The following is a 24,433-nucleotide window of genomic DNA, read 5'->3' as shown; positions in this document are numbered from 1 at the left end:
GCGAGAGATTCTTTCACGGCAGCCGGCCCACCTCGTCCTCGATGGAGGCGCGCAGGTCCGGTCCGGCGATCGTCGCGCGCGCCGACTCCATGGCCGGGGCCAGGAAGATGTCCGGGCCGGGTCCGCCCGCGTAGGCGGCGACCGCGGCGACGGCGGCCCTGCCTGCCGGGGACGGCGTGAGCGGCGCGCGGAGCTGGATGCCGCGGACCGCGCTGAGCAGCTCGACCGCGAGGATGCTGGTGAGGTTGTCCAGGACGGTCCGCAGCTTCTTGGTCGCGGACCAGCCCATCGACACGTGGTCCTCCTGCATGCCGCTGGTCGGCAGCGAGTCGACGGACGCGGGCGCGGCCAGCCGGCGGTTCTCCGCGACGATGCCGGCAGCCGTGTACTGCGCGATCATGAGGCCGGAGTTGACGCCCGCGTCCGGGGAGAGGAACGGCGGCAGGTCGCGGTTGCGGGTGACGTCCAGCAGCCGGTCGACGCGGCGTTCCGCGATCGCGCCGACCTCCGCGGCCGCGATGGCCAGGAAGTCCGCGGCGAAGCCGAGCGGCGCGCCGTGGAAGTTTCCGGTGGACTCGACGCGCCCGTCCGGCAGCACCACCGGGTTGTCGACGACGGAGACCAGCTCGCGCGCGGCCGTGGTGGTGACGAACGCGAGCGTGTCCCGGGCCGCGCCGGCCACCTGCGGCGCGCAGCGCATGGAGTAGGCGTCCTGGACCGCATGCGCCACGTCGTCGCGATGCGAGTCCATGATGGACGAGCCCTGGAGCAGCCGGTGGATGTTCGCGGCGGACGTGGCCTGGCCCGGGTGCGGGCGGATGGTGTGCAGCTCGGGCAGGAACGGGCGTTCGGAGCCGAGCATCGCCTCGACCGCGAGCGCCGCGGTCACGTCCGCCATGGTGAACAGGTGCCGCGCGTCCTCGATCGCGAGCAGCAGCATGCCGAGCATGCCGTCGGTGCCGTTGATCAGCGCCAGGCCCTCCTTGGCGCCGAGGTCGATGGGCGCGAGCCCGGCCTCCGCGAGGACGAGGGAAGAGGAGAGCCGTGCGCCGTCCTTGCCGAGCACCCAGCCCTCGCCGAGCAGCACCAGCGCGCAGTGGGCCAGCGGGGCCAGGTCGCCGGACGCGCCGAGCGAGCCGTGCTCCGGCACCCACGGCGTGATGTCGTGGTTGAGCAGGTCGACGAGCGCCTGGGCGAGCAGCGGGCGTACGCCGGAATGCCCGAGCGCCAGCGACCGCACGCGCAGCAGCATCATGGCGCGGACCACCTCGCGCGGCATCGGCGCGCCGACCCCGGCCGCGTGCGAGCGGATCAGCGCGTGCTGCAGTTCCGCGCGGCGGGACGGGTCGATGTACGTGCTGGCCAGCGCACCGAACCCGGTCGACACGCCGTAGACCGGACGCCCGCCGGCCTCGATCCGGTCGACGATCTCCCGGCTGCGGGCCATGCTCTCCAGCGCCTCGGACGAGATCGAGACGGTGGCGGACTCCCGGGCCACCGCGATGACGTCGCTGGCGGAAACCCCGAGCGGTGTGACGGTGACGGTCATAGTTTCACTCCGTTGTGCACGACTTCGCTGATCAGCGGCACCCCGGGCCGGTAGGCCAGGTGCAGGTGGGAGGGGGCGTCCAGGATGATCAGGTCGGCACGGGCGCCGGGCCTGATCACGCCGATGTCGTCGCGGCGCAGCGCGCGGGCGCCGCCTGCGGTCGCGGCCCAGACCGCCTCCGCGGGCGTCATGCGCATCTCGCGGACCGCGAGCGCGATGCAGAACGGCATCGACGACGTGTACGACGAGCCGGGGTTGCAGTCCGTGGCCAGCGCGACCGTGGCGCCCGCGTCCAGCAGCCGTCGTGCGTCCGGGTAGGGCGACCGGGTGGAGAACTCCGCGCCGGGCAGCAGCGTGGCCACGGTCCAGCCGCGGCCGGCCAGCGCGTCCACGTCCGCGTCCGTCAGGTGGGTGCAGTGGTCGGCGCTGGCCGCGTCCAGCTCCACCGCGAGCTGTACGCCCGGACCGTGCCCGAGCTGGTTCGCGTGCACCCGGACGCCGAGCCCGGCCGCCTGGCCCACGGTGAGGATCGCGCGTGCGTGGTCCACGTCGAACGCGCCGCGCTCGCAGAACACGTCTATCCACTTCGCATGGGGTGCGGCCGCGTGCAGCATCGGGCCGCAGACCAGCGAGACGTAGTCGTCGACGCGGTCGGCGTACTCCGGCGGGACCACGTGCGCGCCGAGGAACGTGGTCTCCTCGGACAGCTCGCGGGCGATCCGCAGCGAGCGGGCCTCGTCCGTGACGGACAGGCCGTACCCACTCTTGATCTCGATCGTGGTGGTGCCCTGGCGTAGTGCCTCGTCGCGCAGCCGCCGGGCCGCGTCCCGCAGCTCGCCGTCCGTGGCCGCGCGGGTGGCCGCGACCGTGGTGCGGATGCCGCCGCCGGTGTAGGGCTTGCCGGCCATCCGTGCCTCGAACTCGCTCGCCCTGTCCCCGGCGAAGACCAGGTGGGAGTGGCTGTCGACGAAGCCGGGCAGCACGGCGCGGCCGGCCGCGTCGATGTGGTGGTCCGCGGCGGGCGCGCCCTTGGACCGGCCGACCCAGATGATCTTCTCTTCCTCGATGACGACGGCCGCGTGGGCGAGCGTGGTGAGCCGGCCGTAACCGTCGTCGTTCGTCACCAGCTCGCCGATGTTGTCGATCAGGAGAGACACGCGATCGCCTCCCGCAGCTCGCGGGCGACGTCGATGCGCAGGTGGCGGCCGTCCTGGACGATGCGGGCGCCGTCCACGACCACGTCGGTGACGTCCGCGGCGGTGGCCGCGAAGATCAGGCCGGCCGGGTCGATGCCGGCGGTGCGCGGGCTGTCCAGCGTGACCGTGACCAGGTCGGCGCGGGCGCCGGGCGTGATGCTCCCGGCATCGTCCCAGCCCAGCGCGGTGTGTGACGTCGCCGCCCGCACCAGAAAAGGCGGTCCGAAATGGCCTCGTTGCTCGGTGCGCAGGCGTTCGTGCAGCTCCACGGCGCGTGCCTCCTCCAGCAGGTCGATGACGGCGTGACTGTCGCTGCCGACGCACAGCGGCGCGCCGGCGGCGGCGAGATCCGCGGCGGGCCCGATCCCGTCGCCGAGGTCGCGTTCCGTGGTGGGGCAAAAGCATGCGTGGGTACGGGTCGAGCCGAGCATCCCGACGTCCGCGCTGGTGAGGTGCGTGGCGTGGACGACGGTGGTGCGCGGCCCGAGCGCGCCGGCGTCGTGCAGCAGCGCGGTGGGGGTGCGGCCGTGAGCCGCCAGCGTCGCTTCGTTCTCCGCGCGCTGCTCGGAGAGGTGCACGTGGAGCGGTGCGTCGTGCCGGTCGGCCCACGCGACGATCTCGGGCATCTGTGACGGCGGGACGGCGCGCACGGAGTGGACGGCGGCCCCGAGACGGGCATGTGGATCAACGTTGAATGTCGAGACCCGCGCAGCCCACGCCGCCGCCGACCCGTCACCGAATCGCAGCGCCGGCCCGTCGAGCGGATCCCCGCCCACCGACGCCGTCAGATAACACGTGTCCAGCAGCGTGATCCGGATCCCGGCCTGCGCCGCGGCCTCGGCCAGCGCCGTACCCATCTCGTTGGGGTCGTCATAGGGTTTCCCGCCCGGCCCGTGGTGCAGGTAGTGGAACTCGCCCACGCACGTCACCCCGGCCAGCGCCATCTCCGCGAAGACCGCGCGGGCGAGGTCCAGATAGCGCGCGGGCGTGAGCCGGTCCGCGACCGCGTACATCTGCTCGCGCCACGTCCAGAACGTGCCCCGCCCCGCGTGGGTGCGCCCGCGCAGCGCCCGGTGGAACGCGTGCGAGTGCGCGTTCGCCAGCCCCGGCAGCGTCAGCCCGCGCAGCCGTTCCGCGTGCGGCGGCCGTGGCACGCCCGGCGTCACTGACGTGAACCGCCCGCGATCCGCCGTGATCAGCACGTCCGAAGCCGGCGCATCGCCGAGCCAGGCGTGGTCCGCGTGCCAGCTCGTCACCGGCATGCCAGCTCCTCCAGCACCGCGGCCAGCGCCTCCACGCCGGCCTCGCAGTCCTCGTCGTCCGCGCGTTCGGCGGGCGCATGCGAGACGCCGGTCGGGTTGCGCACGAACAGCATCACGGTCGGCACCACGCCGGACAGCACGCCCGCGTCGTGGCCGGCGCCGGTCGGCAGCACCGGTGTCCGCTCACCCAGCGTGGTGCGGCAGCGCCGGACGAGCGCGTCCGAGAAGCCGATCTCGCCGGTGGTGGACTCGGCGGTGATCTCCACGGTGGTGCCGTCCTTGGCCGACCTGGTCGCGACCTTGGCACTCAGCGACGAGACCAGCGTGCCGAGAGTTTCCGACGTCGCCGCGCGCGCGTCCAGCCAGCCGGTCACCCGGGACGGGATCGCGTTCGTCGCGTTCGGATGCACCGCGACGCGGCCGACCGTGGCGTGCGCGCCGAGCACGCGGGCCTCCTTGTTCGCGGCCAGCACCGTGAACGCGTAGGTCAGCATCGGATCGTGCCGGTCGGTCATCAGCGTGGTGCCGGCGTGGTTGCCCTCACCGGTGAAGTCCATCCGCCAGCGGCCGTGGGGCCAGATCGACGAGCCGATCCCCACGGGTACGGCGAGCGCCCGGCCCTGCTCGACGTGCAGCTCGACGAACGCGTGCGTGTCGCGGAGGCGGGTGGGGTCGGGGCCGAGCCGCGCGGGGTCGAAGTCGTATTCCTCCAGCGCACTCGCCAGGGTGATGCCGTCGCGGTCGGTCAGCGCGCGTGCCCTGTCCGGGTCGAAGACGCCGGTCATCAGCCGGGAGCCGAGGCAGGCGATGCCGAAGCGGGAGCCCTCCTCCTCCGCGAACGCCGCGATCCGGATCGGCCGGGCCGGGACGACCCCCTGTGCGCGGAGCCGGTCGATCGCGAGGAACGCGGAGACGATGCCGAGCGGGCCGTCGTAGGCGCCGCCGTGCGGCACGGAGTCGAAGTGGCTGCCGGTGACGACCGCGGTTTCGCTCGACCCGGACGGGTTCCAGGTGGCCCACAGGGTGGTGTTGCCGTCGACCTCGTACTCCAGGCCGCGCAGCTTTGCCTGGGCGCGGAACCACGTGCGCAGCTCCCACTCCGCCGCCGTCCAGGCAAACCGGATATATCCGGTTTTATCCGTGCCGCCGATGTCGGAAATGTCGTGCCAGAGGTCGGTGAAGGCGCTCATGAGGCCGCCATCGGGATCTTCACGCCGCGCTCGGACGCGACCTCGGCGGCCTCCGGATAGCCCGCGTCCACGTGCCGGATCACGCCCATCCCGGGGTCGTTGGTCAGCACGCGGCGGATCTTCTCGCCGGCCAGCGCGGACCCGTCCGCCACGCACACCTGCCCCGCGTGCAGCGACCGCCCGATCCCCACGCCGCCGCCGTGGTGCAGCGACACCCAGGATGCGCCGCTCGCGGTGTTGAGCAGCGCGTTCAGCAGCGGCCAGTCCGCGATCGCGTCGGAACCGTCCAACATCGACTCGGTCTCGCGGTACGGCGACGCCACCGACCCGCAGTCCAGGTGGTCACGGCCGATCACGACCGGGGCGGACAGCTCGCCGGACGCCACCATCTCGTTGAAGCGGACGCCGGCCTGGTCGCGCTCGCCGTACCCCAGCCAGCAGATCCTCGCCGGCAACCCCTGGAACGCGACGCGCTCCCCGGCCAGCCTGATCCACCGGGCGAGCGACTCGTTCTCCGGGAACAGGTCCAGCACCGCGCGGTCCGTGGCCGCGATGTCCGCCGGGTCGCCGGAGAGCGCGGCCCACCGGAACGGGCCCTTGCCCTCGCAGAACAGCGGCCGGATGTACGCGGGCACGAACCCGGGGAAGTCGAACGCGCGCTGGTAGCCGCCGAGCTGGGCCTCGCCGCGGATCGAGTTGCCGTAGTCGAACACCTCCGCGCCCGCGTCCTGGAACCCGACCATGGCCTCCACGTGCGCGGCCATCGACGCGCGCGCCCGCACGGTGTGTTCCTCCTCGGTCAGCCCGTCGACGTCGCCGAGCGGCACGTAGGAGAGCGGGTCGTGCGCGGAGGTCTGATCGGTCACGATGTCGATCTCGACGCCGCGGCGCAGCAGCTCGGGGAAGACGGACGCCGCGTTCCCGGCCACGCCGATCGAGACCGCCCGCCGCTCCTTCTTCGCCTGGAGCGCCAGCGTGACCGCCTCGTCCAGGTCCGCGGCGACCCGGTCGAGGTAGCGCGTCTGCACCCGGCGTTGAAGCCGGGCCGGGTCCACGTCCACGATCAGGCACACGCCGCCGTTCATGGTCACGGCCAGCGGCTGCGCGCCGCCCATGCCACCGCACCCGGCGGTCAGCGTGAGCGTGCCGGCCAGCGAGCCGCCGAACCGCTTCGCGGCCACGGCCGCGAACGTCTCGTAGGTGCCCTGCAGGATGCCCTGCGTGCCGATGTAGATCCACGAACCGGCGGTCATCTGCCCGTACATGGTCAGCCCGAGCTTCTCCAGCCGCCGGAACTCCGGCCAGGTCGCCCAGTCGCCGACCAGGTTCGAGTTCGCCAGCAGCACGCGCGGCGCCCACTCGTGCGTGCGGAACACGCCGACCGGCCGCCCGGACTGCACCAGCAGCGTCTCGTCGTCCGCCAGCTCGCCCAGCTCCCGCACGATCGCGTGATAGGACGGCCAGTCCCGCGCGGCGCGCCCGGTCCCGCCGTAGACGACCAGATCCTCCGGGCGCTCGGCCACGTCCGGGTCGAGGTTGTTCATCAGCATCCGCAGCGCGGCCTCCTGCGGCCAGCCCTTCGCGGTGCGTGTGGTGCCCCGTGGCGCCCTGATCGACATCAGCTCTCCAACCTCCAAGATCACAAGCTCGGTCTTTAGTCGGGTACAGGGGGTCGGGGCGGCAGCCGGGGGTCAGGGGACGAAAATCTGCCGCCGGGCGGCCGAGGTCTCGAACTCCTCCAGTCGCCGCTGTGCCTCGTCCGGCGCCGCGTCGCAGATCGCCTGCAGCAGCACCATGGCCAGCGTCATCGGCGCGGTGTGCAGGTCGAAGACCAGCCCGGCGCCGACGCGCGCGATCAGCGTCACGCCCGCGTCCTCCGCCGCCGGACTGACCGGCGAATCCGTGATCACCACGGTCCGCAGGCCCAGCGTGCGCGCCTCGGCCAGCGCGTCCAGCGTCTCGCGGGGGTATCGGGGCAGCACAAACGCCAGCATGGCGCTCGCCCCGGCGGCACGGGCCTGTTCCAGCCGATCGGTGAGCAGCGTGCCGCCGGTGTCCAGCACGCGCACGTCCGGCAGCACCTTCGCGGCGAAGAACCCGAAGTAGGCGGCGAGCGGCGCGGCGGCCCGCAGCCCGATCACCGGCAGCGGCCGGGACGCGGCCAGCAGCGCGCCCGCACCGGTGAGACGGTCCTCGTCGGCGAGGTCCGCGGCCAGCCGATCCAGGTTGGCCATCTCCTGCCGTACCGCATGCTGCACTTCGTTGGGGGGGTCCTCCGCCGTCCCGGCGGGGGAGTCGGCCGCGGCGGCGCGCAACTGCTGCCGTAACGCGGGGTAACCGTCGTGGCCGAGCGCCATCGCGAACCGGGTCACCGAGGGCTGGCTGACGCCGGCCAGGTCCGCGACCTCGGCCGCGGACAGCCAGGCCGCCTCGCCGGCGTGCTGGACCAGCGTGTGCGCGATCCGGCGCTGCGTCGGCGTCAGCCGGACGTCGGCGAAGAGCGCGAGCACCCGATCTGCGCTCTTTCCATTCATCGGTCGATCGTATGCATAAACTTATTCAGAGTCCAGCGGGCGATTTTCCACCTGGCGAGCGGGCCGACACGACGCATAGGTCGACGGGACGGGGGCACACGGGTTGGGACCACGTCGAAAAGGACTCGATGATCGGACGACGGCGTTCGGGGGACTTTGCCTTAGGTCTCTCTTAGAACCCTGGTGTGGTTACACACCGTGCGGAAGCATCCGGAGTCGTGCATGACGAGACGACTGTGCTGTCCACGCTTCCCGGCAAACGCCGCCGGCCGAAATCCCCGGTCGCCTGGCTGGCCGCCGCCGGTGTCGCCGCGCTCGGCGGTGTGATCGGGCTGGCGCTGATGCTGCAGACCGGCTCGTCCGCCGCGTGCGCCGCGGCGCTCAGCGGCAAGGCCACGTTCTACGACATCGCCGGTGGCGGCGGCAACTGCTCCTACGACGGCCCGCCCGCGGACCTGCTGCACGTGGCCATGGGCCCGGGGGAATACGCGGACGCGGCCGCCTGCGGCGGATACCTGGACGTCAGCGGCCCGAAGGGCAAGGTCCGGGTCAAGGTCGTCGACCAGTGCCCGGAGTGCGCGCAGGGCCACATCGACCTCAGCAAGGAGGCGTTCGCGAAGATCGGCAACCCGGTCGACGGCATCATCGCGGTCAGCTACAGCCCGGTGGTCAACCCGCCGCTGCCCGGCCCGCTCACCTTCCGGATCAAGGAGGGCGCGTCCGCGTTCTGGTTCTCCGTGCGCCTCGACAACACCGGCAACGCGCTGAAATCCGTGCAGGCCAAGACCGCCGGCGGCAGCTTCGTGACGCTCAAGAAGTACGACTACAACTACTGGCAGGCGGACAGCGGCCTCGGCCCCGGCCCGTACACGATCAAGGCCACCGACGTGCAGGGCAACACCGCCACCGTCGACGGCGTCACGCTGTCCCCCGGCTCCACCCAGTCCAGCGGCGTGAAGATGTACGGCTCCGGCGCCAACACCGGCTCGGCCTCCGGCGGCGGTGCCGCCGCGGCCGCTCCCGCCCCCGCGAAGGCCGCCTCCGCATCTGCCTCCCCGTCCCCGTCCGGGTCGCCTTCCGCCTCGGCCTCCGCTTCCGCGTCGCCCTCCGTCTCCGCTCCCGCGACCGACGACGCGATCAACGTCCAGCCCCTGGCCGCCACGACGCTCCAGGCCCAGAAGACGGCCTGCGGCTAGGGCGTGTTCGGCGGACCGCGCCGCAGGCCGTCGGGATCCTGGGGCGGCGGATGTCCGCGCACGGCGACCTCGCACTTGACTTCATACCCGGCGAGTCGGGTGTGAAGTCAAGTGTTGAGCAAGCCGGCAGCTCAGCGGAGCGGGAGCCACATGTGGATCTCGTCGCGGGAGTCGCCGGGGGCCACGCGGATGGCGTTGGGGAGGCGGCCGACCTCCTTGTAGCCGGCCAGCCGGTAGAAGCGTTCGGTGCCGTTGCCGGCGCGGACCGTCAGGTGCAGGGCCTCCCAGCCGGAGGCGCGGGCCACGCGCTCGGCCTCGGCGAGGAGCGCCCGGCCGTACCCCCGGCCCTGGGTCTCGGGGTGGATCATCACGCGTTTGAGCGTGCGCCAGTGCATCTTGAGGTGGAACCGGTTGCTCGCGAAGAACAGGAGACCGATCAGCCGGCCCTCGTCGTGGCCGACCAGGAGGCGGTCCTCGCCGTCCTCGATGCCGGCGAAGGTGGCGCGGGCCAGCGCGGCCACGGCGTCGCGCTCGACCGGGGGCACGAAACCGACGGCGCCGCCGGCCTCCGACGCCGCGTGCCAGAGGTTGACGATCTCCTCGCGGAGCCGCTCGTCCAGCCGCGGATCCACCTGCCAGACCACGTTCATCCGACCATTTTCATCGCTGAGCGCCACTGTCTCGCTGCGCGGTGGCGAAGTGGGACCCGTGTCTCAGGCGCCGGGAGTACGAAGAATGTGCGAAGAATGCTGCGCGGAATCGTGACGATGCCGATGAGAAAAGGCCACGGTCGCGCAGTTGATCGTTGACCTTGACCGGTTGTGCCATCATCGTGGCTGTCGAAAGCGCTGGCCGGGCGGGCCGGCGCGAGACACGGGCCACAGGAGGCTGCTGCCACGATGGGTGGATTCGTCGATGCCGCGCTGGGGTTCCCGGCGGTGTTGTTCAGTTTCCTGCTCGTAGTGGTGGTCGGCTACTGGCTTCTCGTCGTCTTCGGCGGTGCGGACGTCGACGGCCTGGACGGTGACGCCGGTGACGGCGCGGAGCTGGGCGGGATCTCCGGCGCGCTGGCCTGGCTGGGGCTGGGCGGCGTGCCGGTCACCGTGATCCTCTCGCTGCTGGTGGCGTTCGCCTGGTTCGCGAGCCTGGCCGGCACCGTGGCGCTCGGCACCACCGACCTGAGCGGCGGCCTCATGATCGCGCTTTCCCTGCTGGTGCTGGTCGTGGCGCTGGTGCTCGCGTTCGGGATCACCCGGGTGCTGGCGGGGCTGCTCTCCCGGATCATGCCGATCGGGCCGCAGCCGTCGCGTGGCGACTTCATGGGCGCCACCTGCGTGATCCGCACCGGGTCGGTCACGGCCACGTTCGGCCAGGCCGAGGTGCATGCGGCGGACGGTTCGTCTTCGATCATTCAGGTGCGGCAGCCTGGTGCCGAAGTCTTCCGGGCCGGTTCGAAAGCCATCATCTACGACTTCGACGCGGACGGCGAGTTCTTCTGGGTCATGCCGGTCGACGCCGTTTCCGCGTAATCATCGCGCATTAAAAACCCCCACCTTTCTCGTACCGAAAAGGGATTTCTTGATGGATGTGATCACCACGGGTCTCGGCGTGCTTCTCGCCGTGGTCCTGCTCGTCCTCCTAGGGCTCGTGTTCCTGGTCAGCCGGCTGTTCCGCAAGGTGGAGCAGGGCAAGGCGCTGATCGTCTCCAAGGTGCGGAAGGTGGACGTCACGTTCACCGGCGCCGTGGTGATGCCGGTGCTGCACAAGGCCGAGATCATGGACATCTCGGTGAAGACGATCGAGATCGACCGGGCCGGCAACGAGGGCCTGATCTGCCGGGACAACATCCGTGCGGACATCCGGATCACGTTCTTCGTGCGGGTGAACAAGACCGTCGAGGACGTCATCAAGGTGGCGCAGGCGATCGGCACCGCGCGCGCCTCGGACCAGGAGACGCTGCAGGAGCTGTTCAACGCGAAGTTCTCCGAGGCGCTGAAGACGGTCGGCAAGCAGCTCGACTTCGTGGACCTCTACACGAAGCGCGACGAGTTCCGCGACCAGATCATCGCGGTGATCGGCACCGACCTCAACGGCTACAGCCTGGAGGACGCGGCGATCGACTACCTGGAGCAGACGCCGGTCTCCCGCCTGGACCCGAAGAACATCCTGGATGCCCAGGGCATCCGGAAGATCACCGAGCTGACCGCGGTCGAGGCCGTGAAGACGAACGAGTTCACGCGCAACGAGGAGAAGGAGATCACGCGGCAGAACGTCGACGCCCGTGAGGCCATCCTCGAGCTGCAGCGCCGCCAGGCCGAGGCGGAGATCCGCCAGAAGCGCGAGATCGAGACCATGCGTGCCCGCGAGGAGGCCGAGACCGCGAAGGTGTACGCGGAGGAGCGGCTCCGGTCGCGCACGGCCGACCTGCGCACCGAGGAGCAGCTCGGCATCCAGTCCGAGAACCAGGCCCGGGAGATCGCGGTCGCGGCGAAGAACCGTGAGCGCGTCATCGCGATCGAGACCGAGCGCATCGAGAAGGACCGCATGCTGGAGGTCATCGGCCGCCAGCGCGAGACCGAGCTCTCCACCATCTCCAAGGACAAGGAGGTGGAGGCCGAGAAGCGGGCCATCGCCGAGGTGATCCGGGAGCGGATCGCGGTCGAGAAGACCGTGGCCGAGCAGGAGGAGAACATCAAGCGGCTGCGCGTGGTCGAGGAGGCCGAGCGCACCCGCCAGTCGGTGATCATCCACGCCGAGGCCGCCGCGCAGGAGGGCCTGGTCAAGAACATCAAGGCCGCCGAGGCCGCGGAGCAGGCCGCGAAGTTCAAGGCCCGCGAGGAGCTGGTGCTCGCCGAGGCCCGTCAGCAGGCCGCGGAGCTGGACACCCGGGCCCGGATCCGGCTGGCCGAGGCCGCGCAGGCCACCGCGGCCGCCGAGGGTCTCGCGGACGTGCAGGTGCGTGAGCGCAACGCGGAGGCGATCGAGAAGGTCGGCCGCGCCGAGGCGATCGTCGATCGGGAGAAGGCCCTGGCCGGTGCGGACGCGCTGCGCGAGAAGCTGAAGGGCGAGGCCGAGGGTCTCACCGAGAAGGCCGCGGCGATGGCCGCGCTCTCCGACGCGTCGCGTGAGCACGAGGAGTACCGGCTGCGCCTGGAGGCGGAGAAGGAGATCCGGCTGGCCGGCATCGACGTGCACCGCCAGGTCGCGGAGTCGCAGGCGATGGTGGTCGCGGCCGGGCTGGAGAAGGCCAACATCGACATCGTCGGTGGCGACAGCGTCTTCTTCGACAAGCTGCTCGGCTCGATCACGCTCGGCAAGAGCATCGACGGGTTCGTGGCCAACTCCGACGTGGCCCAGTCGCTCGTTGCCCCGTACGTGAACGGCAACGGCAACCTCCCCGCCGACCTGGGCAAGCTGCTCGGCGCGATCTCCACCTCGGACGTGTCGAACCTGACGCTGTCCGCGTTCCTCCTCCAGCAGATGAAGTCCGCCAGCAGCGCCGACGAGGCCAAACTGCGTGAGTTGCTGGAGAGCGCGCGCCGCCTCGGTGTCGCGGACAAGCCCGTCGCCGAGCTGACCCCGGGCGCCAAGTGACCGAGCAGGCCATGGACGCCGGCACCTACGAGGTTCTCCGCGGCCGGCTCGCCGAGCAGGCCGCGGAGCTCGCCCGCCGCGCCGAACGTCTCAACGCCCAGCGCGCGGAGACGTTCGGCGGTGCGGAACTGCGCCTGCTCGGCACCGAGCGGATCCGGACCGAGAACAACTGCGTGCCGCGGGACATCGTGTCCGTGGGCGGGCTGATGCTCTTCGGCTACAACGTCTTCATCGGCCTGAAGTCGGAGACGTCCATCAACGACGTCTTCGCGCTGCACGGCTTCGGCCGTACCGGCGACGCTTTCAGGATTGATGAGCCGGGACCGCTGCCGGGCCTGCTGGACGACGAGCGCTTCCAGCGCGACTTCGCGGAGCTCTACAAGTACTACCGGCAGACGAAGCTGCTGCAGCTGCGCCGGACGGAGGGGCGGCTGCTGGCCGTCTTCCAGACCGGCGCCCGTGCGGACGACCTGCGCGTGCTGCGCTGGCAGATCGCCCCCGACGGTACGGTCTCCTACCTGGACAACCGGGGCGAGCGCGAGCACGTGTTCCCGCCCGCGCACGACTTCGAGTGGACCGAGACCACCCGCGACCAGCACGTCCTCGGCCGGCACCCGCACATCTCGATCGAGGACCAGGTCTTCGTCGAGACGGTCGGCGGCACGCTGACCATCAAGGTGGAGAACAACACCGAGGACGGCGAGGGGATCTACGGCGAGCCGGTCGACGAGCCGCTGCAGAGCCTGGCGGACGCGGAGATCGCGTACGCCCGGGTCGGCACGCTCCTCCTGCTCAAGATCCTTCCGTACAAGGAGACGGTCTTCCGGTACCTGGTGTTCAACACCCGGACCAGGACCGTGGTGCGGCTGGACGGCATCGGCCAGGCCTGCCAGCGCCTGCCGGAGGACCAGGGTTTGATCTTCCCGGGCGGCTACTACCTCGACACCGGCATCGTGAAGACGTTCGACACCGACGTCGCGGGCCTGGAGTTCGAGAAGGTCATCCGGTCGCCGAACGGCGAGGACGTGCTCTACGTCTTCCACGCGCGCGACGAGGGCCGCTACCTGCTGCTGCCGTACAACCTGATCCGCAAGGAGGTCGCGAACCCGTTCACCTGCCACGGGTACTCGCTCTTCGACGACGGCACGCTGATCGTGTTCCGTTCGGTCAGTGACGAGCCGACGCGCGTCCACCCGGTGCAGGTCTGGCAGACGCCTTTCCTGTCCGACACGTTCGCGGCGGCCCAGCCGGCCGGTGAGGGCACGCTGGCCCGGATCGGCAACGCGGAGCTGGTCCGCGGCATCTCCGAGGCGGTCTCGGTCGCGCGGATGGTCGGCGAGATGAGCCCGTCCCAGGCCGTCTACGAGGGCCTGATCGCGGCCTGCACGCGCGCGTTCGACAACTACCACTGGCTGGGCGAGACCGAGCTCGGCGACCTGCGCACGCCGCTGACCGAGGTGCGGACCACCGCGTCGCAGGTGCTGGACGAGTTCGAGAAGGTCCAGGCGCTCACCGCGCAGGCCGCGACCGCGCTCGGCACCGCGTCCTCCGAGATCAACGCCATGATCCGGCGGTCGCGCGGTGAGACGCCGACGTCCACGCCGGAGTGGATCACTCGGCTGGCCGCGCTGCGCGCGGCGCAGGGGCGGCTGGGCTCGCTGCGTGAGGTGCGCTATGTGGACCTTGCGGCGCTGGAGGCGCTGTTACGTGAGCTTGAGGCGGAGACCGGGTCTTTCGCCCAGCGTGCCGTCGCCTTTCTGAGCGAGGCGGACGCGTTCGCGGCCTATCACACGGTTGTTGAAGATCTTGAGGCTTCCGCCGGCAACATTGAGACGGTCGCGTCCTCGGCCGCGGTCCAGGAACAGATCGACACCCAGGCCATCGGCCTGCAGACCGTCACCGAGGTGGTCGGCACGCTCGACATCGCGGACGCCACGGTCCGGGTCGGCATCCTGGAGCGCGTCGGCGAGGTCCTCGGCGGCCTCAACCGGGCCCGCGCGGTCCTGGAGGGCCGACGCCGCTCGCTGCTCGACCGCGAGGGCCGCGCCGAGTTCTCGGCCGAGTTCGCGCTGCTCGGGCAGGCCATCACCGGCGCGCTCGCGGCCGCGGACACGCCGGACCGCTGCGACGAGCAGCTCGGCCGCCTGATGCTGCAGCTGGAGAACCTGGAGTCCCGGTTCTCCGACTTCGACGACTTCCTGGCGCAGCTGTCGACCAAGCGCACCGACGTCTACGAGGCGTTCTCGTCCCGCAAGCAGGCGCTGCTCGACGACCGCTCCCGGCGTGCGGACCGGCTCGTCGACTCCGCCGAGCGCATCCTCGGCAGCGTCGGCCGCCGGGTCGCCACGCTCGGCACGCTTGACGAGGTCAACACGTACTTCGCCACCGACCCGATGGTCGCGAAGCTGCACTCCGTCGCGGACGAGCTGCGTACGCTCGGCGACAGCGTGCGCGCGGAGGAGTTGGTCGGCCGGGTCAAGGCCGCACGCCAGGAGGCCGGCCGGTCGCTGCGGGACCGCCTCGACCTGTTCGCGGACGGCGGCGGCACGATCCGGCTGGGCAAGCACCGGTTCGCGGTCAACACCCAGGCCGTGGACCTGACCATGGTGCCGCACGACGGCGAGATGACGTTCGCGGTCACGGCCACGGACTTCCGCTCGCCGGTCCGCGACCCCGCGTTCGCGGCCACCCGGCCGTTCTGGGAGCAGCTGCTCGCCTCCGAGTCCGCGGACGTCTACCGGGCCGAGCACCTCGCGGCCACGCTGCTCGCGAGCCGGTCGCCCGACGCGCTGCGTGCCGCGCCCGACCTGCGCGAGGTGGTCCGCAGAGAAGCCGAGACCAGATACGACGAGGGGTACGAGCGAGGCGTCCACGACGTCGACGCCGCGTTGATCCTCGACGCGCTGCTGCGCCTGCACGCGGGCGCGGGGCTGCTGCGCTACCCGGCGGCGGTGCGGGCGTCGGCGCAGTTGTTCTGGGCCTTCGGCGTCTCCGACCATGATCGCGCTGTCTGGATCCGCCGGGCCTCGTCGCTGATCCGGGCCCGTGCGGTCTTCGGCACCGCGGGTCCGGCGCTGTCCGAGCTGGCCTCCTCGCTGGGCGCGGACGCCGCCGTCTTCCTCGGCGAGGCCGGGCTGCCGGTCGACGAGCCGGATCAGGTGGGGGAGTACCTGGTGGAGGAGCTGGGCGGGCAGCCGTTCGGGTTCGCGACCAGCGCCGGTGCCCGTACCCTGCTGGATCGTTTCCGCCGTGCACTCGGCGGTGCGGCCGCGCCCTCGGGACGCGACTTCGACGAGGACCTGCGCGCGCTCGACGACCTGGCCGCACGGCACCAGCTCGCGTCCGCCTGGCTCGGCGCCTACCTGGCCTCCACCGATGTGGCAGACCCGCCCGAGTTGCCGGAGGCCGTGGCGCTGCTGCTGGCCGCGGACCTGCCCCGGCACGACTCGTCCGCGTCGCTGCACGAGGACGTCACCGGCCTGCTCGGTGCGCATCCCCGGATCACGGAGCGTGCGCTCCCGATCCGCCTGGACGAGTTCCTGCCGCGCACCCGGCGGTTCCGTGAGGAGCGGATGCCCGCCTACCGCGAGTACCAGCGGCAACGCAGCGCGCTCGCGGTCGCGGAACGGGCCCGGCTACGGCTGGACGAGTTCACGCCGCGGGTGATGAGCGCGTTCGTCCGCAACCGTCTGCTCGACGAGGTCTACCTGCCGCTGATCGGCGACAACCTGGCCCGCCAGCTCGGCGCCGCCGGCGACGCGAAGCGCACCGACCAGATGGGCCTGCTGCTGCTCATCTCCCCGCCCGGATACGGAAAGACCACCCTGATGGAGTACGTGGCCAGCCGGCTCGGACTCGTGTTCGTCAAGGTCAACGGCCCGGCGCTCGGGCACGACGTCACCTCGCTCGACCCGGCCGAGGCGCCGAACGCGACCGCGCGCCAAGAGGTGGAGAAGATCTCGTTCGCGCTGGAGATGGGCAACAACGTCCTGCTCTACCTGGACGACATCCAGCACACCAACCCGGAGCTGCTACAGAAGTTCATCTCGCTCTGTGACGCGCAGCGGCGGATGGAGGGCGTCTGGGAGGGCGACACCCGCACGTACGACCTGCGCGGCAAGCGGTTCGCGGTGTGCATGGCCGGCAACCCGTACACGGAGACCGGCCAGCGTTTCCGCATCCCGGACATGCTGGCGAACCGGGCCGACGTGTGGAACCTCGGCGACGTACTCTCCGGGCGTGAGGATCTGTTCGCGCTCAGCTACATCGAGAACGCGCTGACGTCGAACGCGGTGCTCGCGCCGCTCTCCACCCGGGAACGCGGCGACATCGAGCTGCTGGTCCGGCTGGCCCGCGGCGACGAGACCGCGCAGGCGGACAAGCTCGCCCACCCGTACTCCGCGGTCGAGCTGGACGGCATCCTCGCGGTGCTGCGCAAGCTGTTGCGGATCCAGGAGGTCGTGCTCACGGTCAACCGCGCCTACATCGCGTCCGCGGCGCAGGCCGAGGCGTCGCGCACGGAGCCGCCGTTCAAGCTGCAGGGTTCGTACCGCAACATGAACAAGCTGGCGGAACGCGTGGTGCCGGTGATGAACGACGCGGAGCTGGAGCTCGCGATCGACGACCACTACCTGGGTGAGGCGCAGACGCTCACCGGCGGCGCGGAGGCGAACCTGCTGAAGCTCGCCTCGCTGCGGGGGCGCATGTCGCCCGCTCAGGAGGCCCGCTGGACCGAGGTCAAGGCCGGTTTCCTCCGGCAGGCCGCGCTGGGCGGGGCCGGGGACGACCCGATGAGCCGGGCGATCGGTGCGGTCGGACTGCTGGCGGACCGCGTCGCCTCGGTGGAGGTGGCCATCGACCGCGCCGCGGCGGCGACGCGGTCGACGACATCCTGAGGGGTTTTTGTCTACCTGCTGTTGCGGGCGCCGCTGCCACGGCGCCGGTGTCTCAGCTGTGCGCGGGGGTGCGCGGCTGAGGCACCTCCAACCAGCTCGGGTTGGAGCCCCGCCAGGCGTTGGCGAGGATCACGGCCGAGGCCTGGCTGGGGCACTCCTGGACCTTGGATTTGCCGGAAGCGCCGCCGATCTGCGCCTCGACCTCCCAGCGCGACCCATCCGTACGGATGTAGACGTCGCGACGACCCTTTGGGGTGCGGTTCCCGTTCCACCAGTGGCATTCGACTCTCACTACCGGACCGTACCCCAGGTCACGCCGAACTCGAATATCTTGATCTTGATCGGTTCGGTTACGACTTAACTGCACTTCAGAAGTGATCTCCCTGGGTAAACGTGGTGTTCGCCACCCGGAATCCTGCGATCACCAAATGGAAACAAAGCTGCTGGACGCTGATCTTTCCGATCGCACATCCCGGGGGTAGGGCACCATGGAGATCCTTCTGATGACCGCCATCGCCGGCGAGCGCGCCCGCCGGGTCCTTCCCGGGCTCGACCTGCTGCCGCACACGCTGCGCGTGGCCCCCCGGGACGTCTCCGCGCTGATCAGCGGGCCGAACCCGGACATCGTGATGGTCGACGGCTGCCACGGACTGGGCGCCCGCTCCGGCCTCGCCGAGGCCCGCGACACCTGCCGCCTGCTGCGCGCCACCGGCCTTTCCAGCCCGCTGCTCGCGGTCGTCGACGAGGCCGGCCTCGCTGCCGTCTCCGCCGAGTGGGCGCTCGACGATGTGGTGCTCGCCACGGCCGGCCCCGCCGAGATCGAGGCCCGGCTCCGGCTCGTCACCGCCCGCCGCACCGCCCAGGCCGCCGGCGCGAACGGCATGATCACCGCCGGCGAGCTGATCATCGACCCGGCGACCTACGCCGCCAAGCTCAAGGGCACGCCGCTCGACCTCACGTACAAGGAGTTCGAGCTGCTCAAGTTCCTGGCCCAGCACCCCGGGCGTGTCTTCACCCGCGACCAGCTGCTGCGCGAGGTCTGGGGCTACGACTACTTCGGCGGCCACCGCACCGTCGACGTCCACGTCCGCCGCCTCCGCGCCAAACTCGGCTCCGAATACGAGTCCATGATCGGCACCGTCCGCCAGGTCGGCTACAAACTCGTCCTCCCGCCGCGTCCCGAGGCCACCCAGTCGCTCACCTCCGCGGCGGACCTGGAGAGCCTGTTCGCCTAGGCGAACAGACCCGGCGGTCGTGAGGCTCAGCGTCGTGGCGTCGCCTCGGCGATGACGGTGCGCAGCAGCTCGGCTACCTCGCGGAGGAACGCCGCGGCACCCGCGTCCGACGGGTCGTCCAGGCTGCGATTGCCGCTCCAGGCGACCAACTGCGCCAGTTGCCCGGCCGGCGGCGGATCCGCGAGGACGGCCTCGATGGCCGCCAGCTTCCGCTCGTGTGATCGGGTGCTGGTGCGGGCCACCGAGCGGAGGTCGGCCTCGAGCTCGTCGAGCCCACCGATGTCCGAGATATCCGTCAGCAGGAACTTCTGCAGAGTCTCCATCGCCGACTGCGCATTCACCGCCGCGATCCGCGCGCGCATCGGGTCGGGAAGGGCAGACATATCCATGGGTCAACCTTTACGGGGTCGGAGCGGGTGACGGGAACGTCGTCAGGACGTACGGTCTCGGCGGGTCCGACCCCGGTACGGTGCGGATGCGGATGACGCCGAGATTGGTTTCCGAGTAGGCCGCCTGGCGGGGGCCCGTGCCGTACATGCCGCTGTTGTAGTAACCCTGCCCGATCGGCCGGTCGGCGATCAGCACGCCGTCGTGGGCGCCGTCGAGCACCAGATCGGTCCGGATGGCGTCCCAGTTCTGCGCGACGTACTGGTTGACGGTGCGATTGAGGCTCGCCTCATCGGACCACCGATATGACCAGTTGCTCTCTCCGCCCCACCCGTCATCGCCGTGGATCCGGCCCTCGATGGTCTGCTGGTTCGGGTCCCGCTCGAGTGGAATGTCGGGCCCGTGCCGGTCAAGGGTGTGCGCCGCGTCTGCTCCGGTGCCGCCGTACATGCGGTCATTCTCCGCCATGTCGAATCGTGGCGGCGTCTCACCGTAGGCGTGATACTCCGCCATCGCCGCGTCCACGTCAGGGTCGTCGGAGTAGCGCGGTGGGGGTTCGGACGCCTGCGGCTGGTCTCCCGCGCCGCCGGCCTCGTTCCCGCGCCCCACGTCGGCGTGGGCGCGGGCGACCTGCTGGCCTCCGACGATGCCCGTCGACGGGTCGCCGTAGCTCCGGTGCCCGGTGACGCGCCGTTGTCGGCAGAACCGTCGTGGGGCGTCGTGCCACCATCGCCGCCGTGCGGGGTTCCTCCTGGTCGCGCCATGCATCCGTTTTCGCCGAGACGGTCAGGTCGATCAGCACCCTAGCGAGCGGCCGCCACGAATGTCAGGTGTTTCGGCGATCCGGCCGCCCCCGCATCCCCGCGATGATCGTGACCCCCACCGTGAGGTGCAGCGACACCAACCCGAGCACCGACCCCACCCCGTCCCCGCCCGCCGCGCCGAGCAGTGACACCGCCAGCACGACCACCGCGATCACGGTCCACACCCGCAGCGCCCGCGCCGTGAAGCGGGCGAGCACCGCCAGCAGCACCCACCCGGCCAGACCGGCCAGCGCGGCCGTGATCAGCACCGGGGCCGGCGTCACCTCGCGGCCGCCGGCGTGAAGATCAAGACCCACGATCCAATGCATCAGCGCGTACGCCACGCCGCCCGTCACCATCGCCGCCACCGGGACAATCAGCTTGTTCGTCATGGAAGGCAGCGTGCGGCCGGGACCACGCCCGCCACATCCGACCGGGCGCACGCCCAGCACCTACTTCGGTAGGTGGTGCGGGCCGATGACCGGCCGATACGGTCAGCACGTGAATCCTCGCCCACTCACGGTCGCGACCGCGGTGACCGTGCCCGCGGTCGGTGTGATCACCGCGATCAGCCTCTGGTCGGCGGTGACGGACGCATCGCCCGCCCTGATCGCGCTGGACGCCGCCCTGGCCGTCGTATCGCTGGCCGTCAGCGCCTGGGTGCTGCGCGCGCCGGTCGCCGGGGGCGTCGCGGCGGGTCTGCTCACCGCGCTGTCGCCGGTCGTGACGCCGGTGGCCGGCTTCGCCGTGCTGCACACCGCGCGGAGCCGCCCGCTGCGCCAGGCGCTCACCGTCACGCTCGCCGGCGTGGCAGGGCAGGCCGCCCAGGGGCTGTGGCGGCCGGTGCCGGGGCTGGCGTACCCCTGGTGGCTCCTGCTCATGGCTCTGGCCTATGCGGCCGTGCTCGGCTGGGGTGTCTGGGCGCAGGCGCGGCGCAACCTGCTGGACGAGTGGAGGGACCGGGCCCGGCGGGCCGAGGAGCAGCAACGACAGCGGGTGGAGGAGGCGCGGCGGGCCGAGCGCACCCGGATCGCCCGCGAGATGCACGACGTGCTCGCCCACCGGTTGTCGCTGCTCGCGACGTACGCGGGCGCGTTCGAGTACCGGCCGGACGCACCGCCGGAACGGATGACCGCGGCGGCCGGCGTGATCCGGGACAGCGCGCACCGGGCCCTCGACGAACTGCGCCAGGTGATCACGCTGCTGCACCGCGACGACCCGGCGGACGACGCGGACGCGCCGACCGCGGCCCACGACGCGGCCGGCATCCACCGGCTGATCGAGGAGGCGCGCGCGGCCGGCCAGTCCGTGTCCGTCGACGGCACGCCACCGGACGCGGACCTCGCCTACCGGATCGTGCGGGAGGCGCTGACCAACGCGCGCAAGCACGCGTCCGGCGCGCCGGTGAGCCTGATCTTCGACGGCGCCGTGATCACGGTGCGGAACCGGTCCGGGCCCGGCGGTACGCGCGGCGCCGGGACCGGGCTGATCGGGCTGGCCGAGCGGGTGGAGCTGGCCGGCGGCGCGCTCACCCACGAGACCGTTGACGGCCGCTTCCAGCTGACCGCCACGCTGCCGGAGCCCGCATGACCATCCGTGTCCTGATCGTCGACGACGACCCGCTGGTCCGCGGCGCGCTCACCATGATGCTGGACGGCGCCGGCGAGATCGTCGTGGTCGGCGAGGCCGCGGACGGCGCCGCCGCGATCACCGCGGTCGACCGGCACGCGCCGGACGTGGTGCTGATGGACATCCGCATGCCGGGCATGAGCGGCATCGTGGCCACCCAGCGCCTGCGCGCCCGCCCCCGGCCGCCGGAGATCATCGTGCTGACCACGTTCGACACGGACGATCACATCGTGCGCGCGCTGCGGGCCGGCGCCGGCGGCTTCCTGCTCAAGGACACGCCGCCGGACCGGATCGCCGCCGCCGTGCGCACCGCGGCCGCGGGCGAGCCCAGCCTGTCCCCGTCCGTCGCCCGCCGCCTCATGCAGCAGGTCGCGACCGGGGCAGCCGGTTACGAGCGCGCCCGCGCCACGCTCGCCGGCCTCACCCCGCGCGAGCGTGACGTGGTGCTCGCCATCGCCCGGGGCAGCGCCAACGCGGACATCGCGGCCGCGCTGGGCATGAGCGTCACCACGGTCAAGGCGCACGTCTCGCACATCCTGACCAAGCTCGCCCTGACCAACCGCACCCAGATCGCGCTGCTCGCCCACGACGCCGGACTCGTCTAGGCGACCATCCGGTCCCCCTCCACCTCGGCCAGCCGGACCGTGGACAGGCCGCCGCGCTCCGACACCACCTCGGTCACGGTCAGCTGCGTGCCCGGGGCCAGGATGAACTCCTCCTCGCCGGTGAACGCGGAGAAGCGCCGGATCCCCACCGCCCGCAGCGGCCGGACCTCGAACAGCGTCCGCCGCCCCCGGCCGCCCAGGAACGACCGCGCCACACCCAGCTCCGACGTGCACGACGACACGCCCCACCAGGTCACGGTGCGGCCCACCGGGTACTGCGCGCGCATGTCCAGCGCCACGCCGCGCCACAGCGGCGCGGTCCGGGCCGGCAGCCGGCCCAGCGCGGCGAACAGCAGGCGCAGATAGCCCAGGTACGGCATGATCCGCGACCGGTCCGGGTGCCGCAGCGTCGCGTTGATCTCCCGGTAGAACGCGGACTCGCACGTGTAGAGGTGCACCGCCGCGATCTCGTCCACGGTCAGCGTTTCCTCCCGATCCGCCTGCTCCGCGAACCGCAGCGACCGTTTCGCCTGCGCGTCCAGCCCGCGCAGCACGGCCGCGACCGGCGCCATCGCGGACAGGAAGTCCATCGTGGGCGTGCCCGCCACCCCGGTGATCGCCGGCAGCGTACGGCCCTCGTCCTTGACGCTCGCCAGCCGCTCCAGATAGAGCTGATGCAGCTCCATCGTGGACGTGATGAACGCGCCCATCCGGTCCGCGTCGGCCGCGGCCGCGTTCCACCCCGTGCTCGGCAGCCAGTCGATCGGGTCCAGCCGCAGCGACGCCAGCGCCGCGTTGACCACGGAGAAGTGGTCGCCGTCGCAGAAGATGTCACCCTGCGCGGCCGGGTTCGGATGGTCGATGTGCCGGACCTCGACGTCCGGGAAGCGCGGCTCCAGACGCTTGACCAGGGCCTTCAACGTACGGGCGTGCGCGCCCCACCAGGCGAACACCACGCCCCGGTCCGCCGGGTCCGCCGACTCCTGCTTGGCCCGCAGGATCTCCTCGACGATCTGCTCCACCACCGGACGCCAGAAGCCGGTGTGCGCGTCCGTCCCCATCGCACCGTCGCTGCTCGCGGTCAGCGACGCGTTCAGCAGCAGCACACCCTGGGCCAGCATCGCCTGGAACCACTCCGGCGGCTGCACCGTCTCCTGCTTCCTCAGCAGCGCCCGGATGTCCGCGATCGGCGTCTTCTTCGCGATCCCGTACTTCCACATCGCCGCGGCCTTGATGATGCAGCGAATGCTCACCACCCGGCCGAACTGGCTGTCCGCCCAGTCATGGAACGTGTTGTCGAACATCGCGATCCCGGTCGCGCTTTCCGGCCGCGGATAGGGGTTCTGCCCGAACACCACCACCTTCCACTTCGCCGGCGGATTCGGCTTCAGCGCCTGGAACGTCAGCTCCCGCACCGGCACCACACCCGGCCCGCGCTCCGGCCCGATGAACGCCTCCGCACCCGGCCGCGCGATCACCGGCCGCAGCACCGGCAGCCACGCCTCACCCCCGCCCGCGAACAGTTCGGCGAGCGCCAGCGGGTCGTTCGTCTCCGTCATGACCGGGGACCGTAGCGGCAGGGTCCGACAATGTCGTACCCCCGAAATATGGTGCCCCGCATGACAACGCAGCTCTCCGTCGTCCTCACCGATGTCAACGCCAAGGTCGTCGACGCCTGGCGCTCCGCCTTCGCGGAGAACCCCGAGGTCACCATCGTCAAGGGCTCGATCCTCACCCAGAAGGCCGACGCCTGGGTCACGCCGACGAACAGTCACGGCGCGATGAACGGCGGCGTCGACGGCGTCATCCACCGCCACCTCGGCCCCGGCATCCAGCTGCGCGTCCAGCGCGCCATCCGCGACGCCTTCGACGGCACGCTCCCGATCGGCAGCGCGGTCTGCGTCCCGTCCGGCGCCGCCAACCCCGCCTACCTGATCTCCACGCCCACCATGGAGCACTCCGCGGAGAACGTGCGCGAGACGCTCAACGTGGCACTCGCCTGCGCCGCCGCCTTCCAGGCCGTCCACATGCAGAACGCGGTCCAGCGCGGCAGCATCAGCTCACTCGCGCTGGTCGGCATGGGCGCCGCCACCGGCAAGGTCCCGCCGCAGATCTGCGCCAACCTGATGTGGGCCGCCTACACCCTCTTCCAGGACCACGCCTTCACCGACTGGTCCGACCTCCGCGACACCGTCACCGCCCAGCTCACCCCGGCCACCGAGAGGGTCCGCATCCGGCGCTAGAAGCTGACGCGACGGTCGGGCCCGCGCCTCGCCGCCGGTATTCGCGTCGGCCGGGAGGCGACAACCCAGATCAAGATCTCATTCATTTCCCGCTTCCGGCGTGGTCCGGCAGCGT

The 24,433-nt window shown here is 71.5% G+C and carries 20 protein-coding genes; 8 read left to right on the top strand and 12 right to left on the bottom strand.

The window, feature by feature from the left end:
* Window positions 1-13: 13 nt before the first annotated feature.
* From hutH to OP04_RS46830, 6 genes are all read right to left on the bottom strand, one after another.
* Window positions 14-1,549: a histidine ammonia-lyase gene (hutH, locus tag OP04_RS46855; RefSeq protein ID WP_033346558.1), complete on the bottom strand. Its 1,536-nt coding sequence runs from the start codon at window positions 1,547-1,549 to the stop codon at window positions 14-16.
* On the bottom strand, window positions 1,546-2,706 hold the full coding sequence (hutI, locus tag OP04_RS46850; RefSeq protein WP_033346557.1) for an imidazolonepropionase: 1,161 nt from the start codon (window positions 2,704-2,706) through the stop codon (window positions 1,546-1,548). The genes hutH and hutI overlap by 4 nt, the downstream gene beginning before the upstream one ends.
* Window positions 2,694-4,001 (bottom strand): formimidoylglutamate deiminase, encoded by a 1,308-nt coding sequence (locus OP04_RS46845; protein ID WP_033346569.1) that lies wholly within the window; start codon window positions 3,999-4,001, stop codon window positions 2,694-2,696. Before OP04_RS46845 ends, hutI begins: the two co-directional genes overlap by 13 nt.
* The gene (locus OP04_RS46840; protein ID WP_033346556.1) at window positions 3,998-5,197 is read right to left on the bottom strand and encodes an allantoate amidohydrolase; all 1,200 of its coding nucleotides are present in this window, start codon (window positions 5,195-5,197) and stop codon (window positions 3,998-4,000) included. Before OP04_RS46840 ends, OP04_RS46845 begins: the two co-directional genes overlap by 4 nt.
* Complete coding sequence (hutU, locus tag OP04_RS46835; RefSeq protein WP_033346555.1) at window positions 5,194-6,816, bottom strand: urocanate hydratase; 1,623 nt, start codon at window positions 6,814-6,816, stop codon at window positions 5,194-5,196. Before hutU ends, OP04_RS46840 begins: the two co-directional genes overlap by 4 nt.
* A gap of 72 nt (window positions 6,817-6,888) precedes the next feature.
* Window positions 6,889-7,731: a MurR/RpiR family transcriptional regulator gene (locus OP04_RS46830; RefSeq protein WP_033346554.1), complete on the bottom strand. Its 843-nt coding sequence runs from the start codon at window positions 7,729-7,731 to the stop codon at window positions 6,889-6,891.
* 218 nt (window positions 7,732-7,949) lie between these two features.
* On the opposite strand from OP04_RS46830, the gene OP04_RS46825 reads away from it, so the two are divergent.
* On the top strand, window positions 7,950-8,927 hold the full coding sequence (locus OP04_RS46825) for an RlpA-like double-psi beta-barrel domain-containing protein (RefSeq protein WP_232324010.1): 978 nt from the start codon (window positions 7,950-7,952) through the stop codon (window positions 8,925-8,927).
* A 131-nt stretch (window positions 8,928-9,058) separates the two neighbouring features.
* Here the strand turns inward: OP04_RS46825 and OP04_RS46820 are convergent, their stop codons facing one another.
* On the bottom strand, window positions 9,059-9,577 hold the full coding sequence (locus OP04_RS46820) for a GNAT family N-acetyltransferase (RefSeq protein WP_033346553.1): 519 nt from the start codon (window positions 9,575-9,577) through the stop codon (window positions 9,059-9,061).
* Window positions 9,578-9,826: 249 nt separating this feature from the next.
* Here OP04_RS46820 and OP04_RS46815 point away from each other — a divergent pair, with 249 nt between their 5' ends.
* The 3 genes from OP04_RS46815 to OP04_RS46805 are packed head-to-tail and all read left to right on the top strand — an operon-like array spanning window position 9,827 to window position 17,416.
* On the top strand, window positions 9,827-10,456 hold the full coding sequence (locus tag OP04_RS46815) for an OB-fold-containig protein (RefSeq protein ID WP_033346552.1): 630 nt from the start codon (window positions 9,827-9,829) through the stop codon (window positions 10,454-10,456).
* Window positions 10,457-10,508: 52 nt separating this feature from the next.
* On the top strand, window positions 10,509-12,521 hold the full coding sequence (locus OP04_RS46810) for an SPFH domain-containing protein (protein ID WP_033346551.1): 2,013 nt from the start codon (window positions 10,509-10,511) through the stop codon (window positions 12,519-12,521).
* Between the two features lie 11 nt (window positions 12,522-12,532).
* On the top strand, window positions 12,533-17,416 hold the full coding sequence (locus tag OP04_RS46805) for a DNA repair ATPase (protein ID WP_051800147.1): 4,884 nt from the start codon (window positions 12,533-12,535) through the stop codon (window positions 17,414-17,416).
* A 52-nt stretch (window positions 17,417-17,468) separates the two neighbouring features.
* Here the strand turns inward: OP04_RS46805 and OP04_RS52760 are convergent, their stop codons facing one another.
* A complete protein-coding gene (locus OP04_RS52760; protein ID WP_085067341.1) occupies window positions 17,469-17,708 on the bottom strand; it encodes a hypothetical protein in 240 nt (79 codons plus the stop codon).
* A gap of 196 nt (window positions 17,709-17,904) precedes the next feature.
* Here OP04_RS52760 and OP04_RS46800 point away from each other — a divergent pair, with 196 nt between their 5' ends.
* The gene (locus OP04_RS46800; RefSeq protein WP_051800143.1) at window positions 17,905-18,651 is read left to right on the top strand and encodes a response regulator transcription factor; all 747 of its coding nucleotides are present in this window, start codon (window positions 17,905-17,907) and stop codon (window positions 18,649-18,651) included.
* A gap of 26 nt (window positions 18,652-18,677) precedes the next feature.
* On the opposite strand, the gene OP04_RS46795 is transcribed toward OP04_RS46800, so the two are convergent.
* The 3 genes from OP04_RS46795 to OP04_RS56295 form a co-directional block, all read right to left on the bottom strand.
* On the bottom strand, window positions 18,678-19,040 hold the full coding sequence (locus tag OP04_RS46795; protein WP_232324009.1) for a hypothetical protein: 363 nt from the start codon (window positions 19,038-19,040) through the stop codon (window positions 18,678-18,680).
* A gap of 10 nt (window positions 19,041-19,050) precedes the next feature.
* Window positions 19,051-19,563: a hypothetical protein gene (locus tag OP04_RS46790; RefSeq protein WP_157241300.1), complete on the bottom strand. Its 513-nt coding sequence runs from the start codon at window positions 19,561-19,563 to the stop codon at window positions 19,051-19,053.
* Between the two features lie 301 nt (window positions 19,564-19,864).
* A complete protein-coding gene (locus OP04_RS56295) occupies window positions 19,865-20,233 on the bottom strand; it encodes a DUF6069 family protein (RefSeq protein ID WP_033346547.1) in 369 nt (122 codons plus the stop codon).
* Window positions 20,234-20,342: 109 nt separating this feature from the next.
* Here OP04_RS56295 and OP04_RS46780 point away from each other — a divergent pair, with 109 nt between their 5' ends.
* A complete protein-coding gene (locus tag OP04_RS46780; RefSeq protein WP_232324008.1) occupies window positions 20,343-21,431 on the top strand; it encodes a sensor histidine kinase in 1,089 nt (362 codons plus the stop codon).
* Entirely contained in the window at window positions 21,428-22,075 is a 648-nt protein-coding gene (locus OP04_RS46775) for a response regulator (RefSeq protein ID WP_033346546.1), read from the top strand. Before OP04_RS46780 ends, OP04_RS46775 begins: the two co-directional genes overlap by 4 nt.
* Here OP04_RS46775 and OP04_RS46770 read toward each other — a convergent pair.
* Entirely contained in the window at window positions 22,072-23,634 is a 1,563-nt protein-coding gene (locus OP04_RS46770) for an ADP-ribosyltransferase domain-containing protein (RefSeq protein ID WP_033346545.1), read from the bottom strand. The two genes, OP04_RS46775 and OP04_RS46770, sit on opposite strands and share 4 nt — an antisense overlap.
* Window positions 23,635-23,694: 60 nt before the next feature.
* Between OP04_RS46770 and OP04_RS46765 the strand changes: the two genes are divergently transcribed.
* Window positions 23,695-24,318, top strand: coding sequence for a macro domain-containing protein (locus OP04_RS46765; protein WP_033346544.1), 624 nt, complete (start codon window positions 23,695-23,697; stop codon window positions 24,316-24,318).
* Window positions 24,319-24,433: the final 115 nt, after the last annotated feature.

It is taken from the genome of Catenuloplanes japonicus (genome assembly GCF_000717135.1).
In the GTDB taxonomy this organism is placed as follows: domain Bacteria; phylum Actinomycetota; class Actinomycetes; order Mycobacteriales; family Micromonosporaceae; genus Catenuloplanes; species Catenuloplanes japonicus.
The sequence above is the reverse complement of the archived record's forward strand: the minus strand, read 5'-3'. Positions and strand labels throughout refer to the sequence as shown.

What these genes read in the sequence shown, in the direction of transcription:
- hutH (WP_033346558.1), bottom strand. Translation starts at nt 1,549, where the DNA reads ATGACCGTCACCGTCACACCGCTCGGGGTTTCCGCCAGCGACGTCATC.
- OP04_RS46840 (WP_033346556.1), bottom strand. Translation starts at nt 5,197, where the DNA reads ATGAGCGCCTTCACCGACCTCTGGCACGACATTTCCGACATCGGCGGC.
- hutU (WP_033346555.1), bottom strand. Translation starts at nt 6,816, where the DNA reads ATGTCGATCAGGGCGCCACGGGGCACCACACGCACCGCGAAGGGCTGG.
- OP04_RS46830 (WP_033346554.1), bottom strand. Translation starts at nt 7,731, where the DNA reads ATGAATGGAAAGAGCGCAGATCGGGTGCTCGCGCTCTTCGCCGACGTC.
- OP04_RS46820 (WP_033346553.1), bottom strand. Translation starts at nt 9,577, where the DNA reads ATGAACGTGGTCTGGCAGGTGGATCCGCGGCTGGACGAGCGGCTCCGC.
- OP04_RS46815 (WP_033346552.1), top strand. Translation starts at nt 9,827, where the DNA reads ATGGGTGGATTCGTCGATGCCGCGCTGGGGTTCCCGGCGGTGTTGTTC.
- OP04_RS46810 (WP_033346551.1), top strand. Translation starts at nt 10,509, where the DNA reads ATGGATGTGATCACCACGGGTCTCGGCGTGCTTCTCGCCGTGGTCCTG.
- OP04_RS46805 (WP_051800147.1), top strand. Translation starts at nt 12,533, where the DNA reads ATGGACGCCGGCACCTACGAGGTTCTCCGCGGCCGGCTCGCCGAGCAG.
- OP04_RS46800 (WP_051800143.1), top strand. Translation starts at nt 17,905, where the DNA reads ATGGAGATCCTTCTGATGACCGCCATCGCCGGCGAGCGCGCCCGCCGG.
- OP04_RS46795 (WP_232324009.1), bottom strand. Translation starts at nt 19,040, where the DNA reads ATGGATATGTCTGCCCTTCCCGACCCGATGCGCGCGCGGATCGCGGCG.
- OP04_RS56295 (WP_033346547.1), bottom strand. Translation starts at nt 20,233, where the DNA reads ATGACGAACAAGCTGATTGTCCCGGTGGCGGCGATGGTGACGGGCGGC.
- OP04_RS46775 (WP_033346546.1), top strand. Translation starts at nt 21,428, where the DNA reads ATGACCATCCGTGTCCTGATCGTCGACGACGACCCGCTGGTCCGCGGC.
- OP04_RS46770 (WP_033346545.1), bottom strand. Translation starts at nt 23,634, where the DNA reads ATGACGGAGACGAACGACCCGCTGGCGCTCGCCGAACTGTTCGCGGGC.
- OP04_RS46765 (WP_033346544.1), top strand. Translation starts at nt 23,695, where the DNA reads ATGACAACGCAGCTCTCCGTCGTCCTCACCGATGTCAACGCCAAGGTC.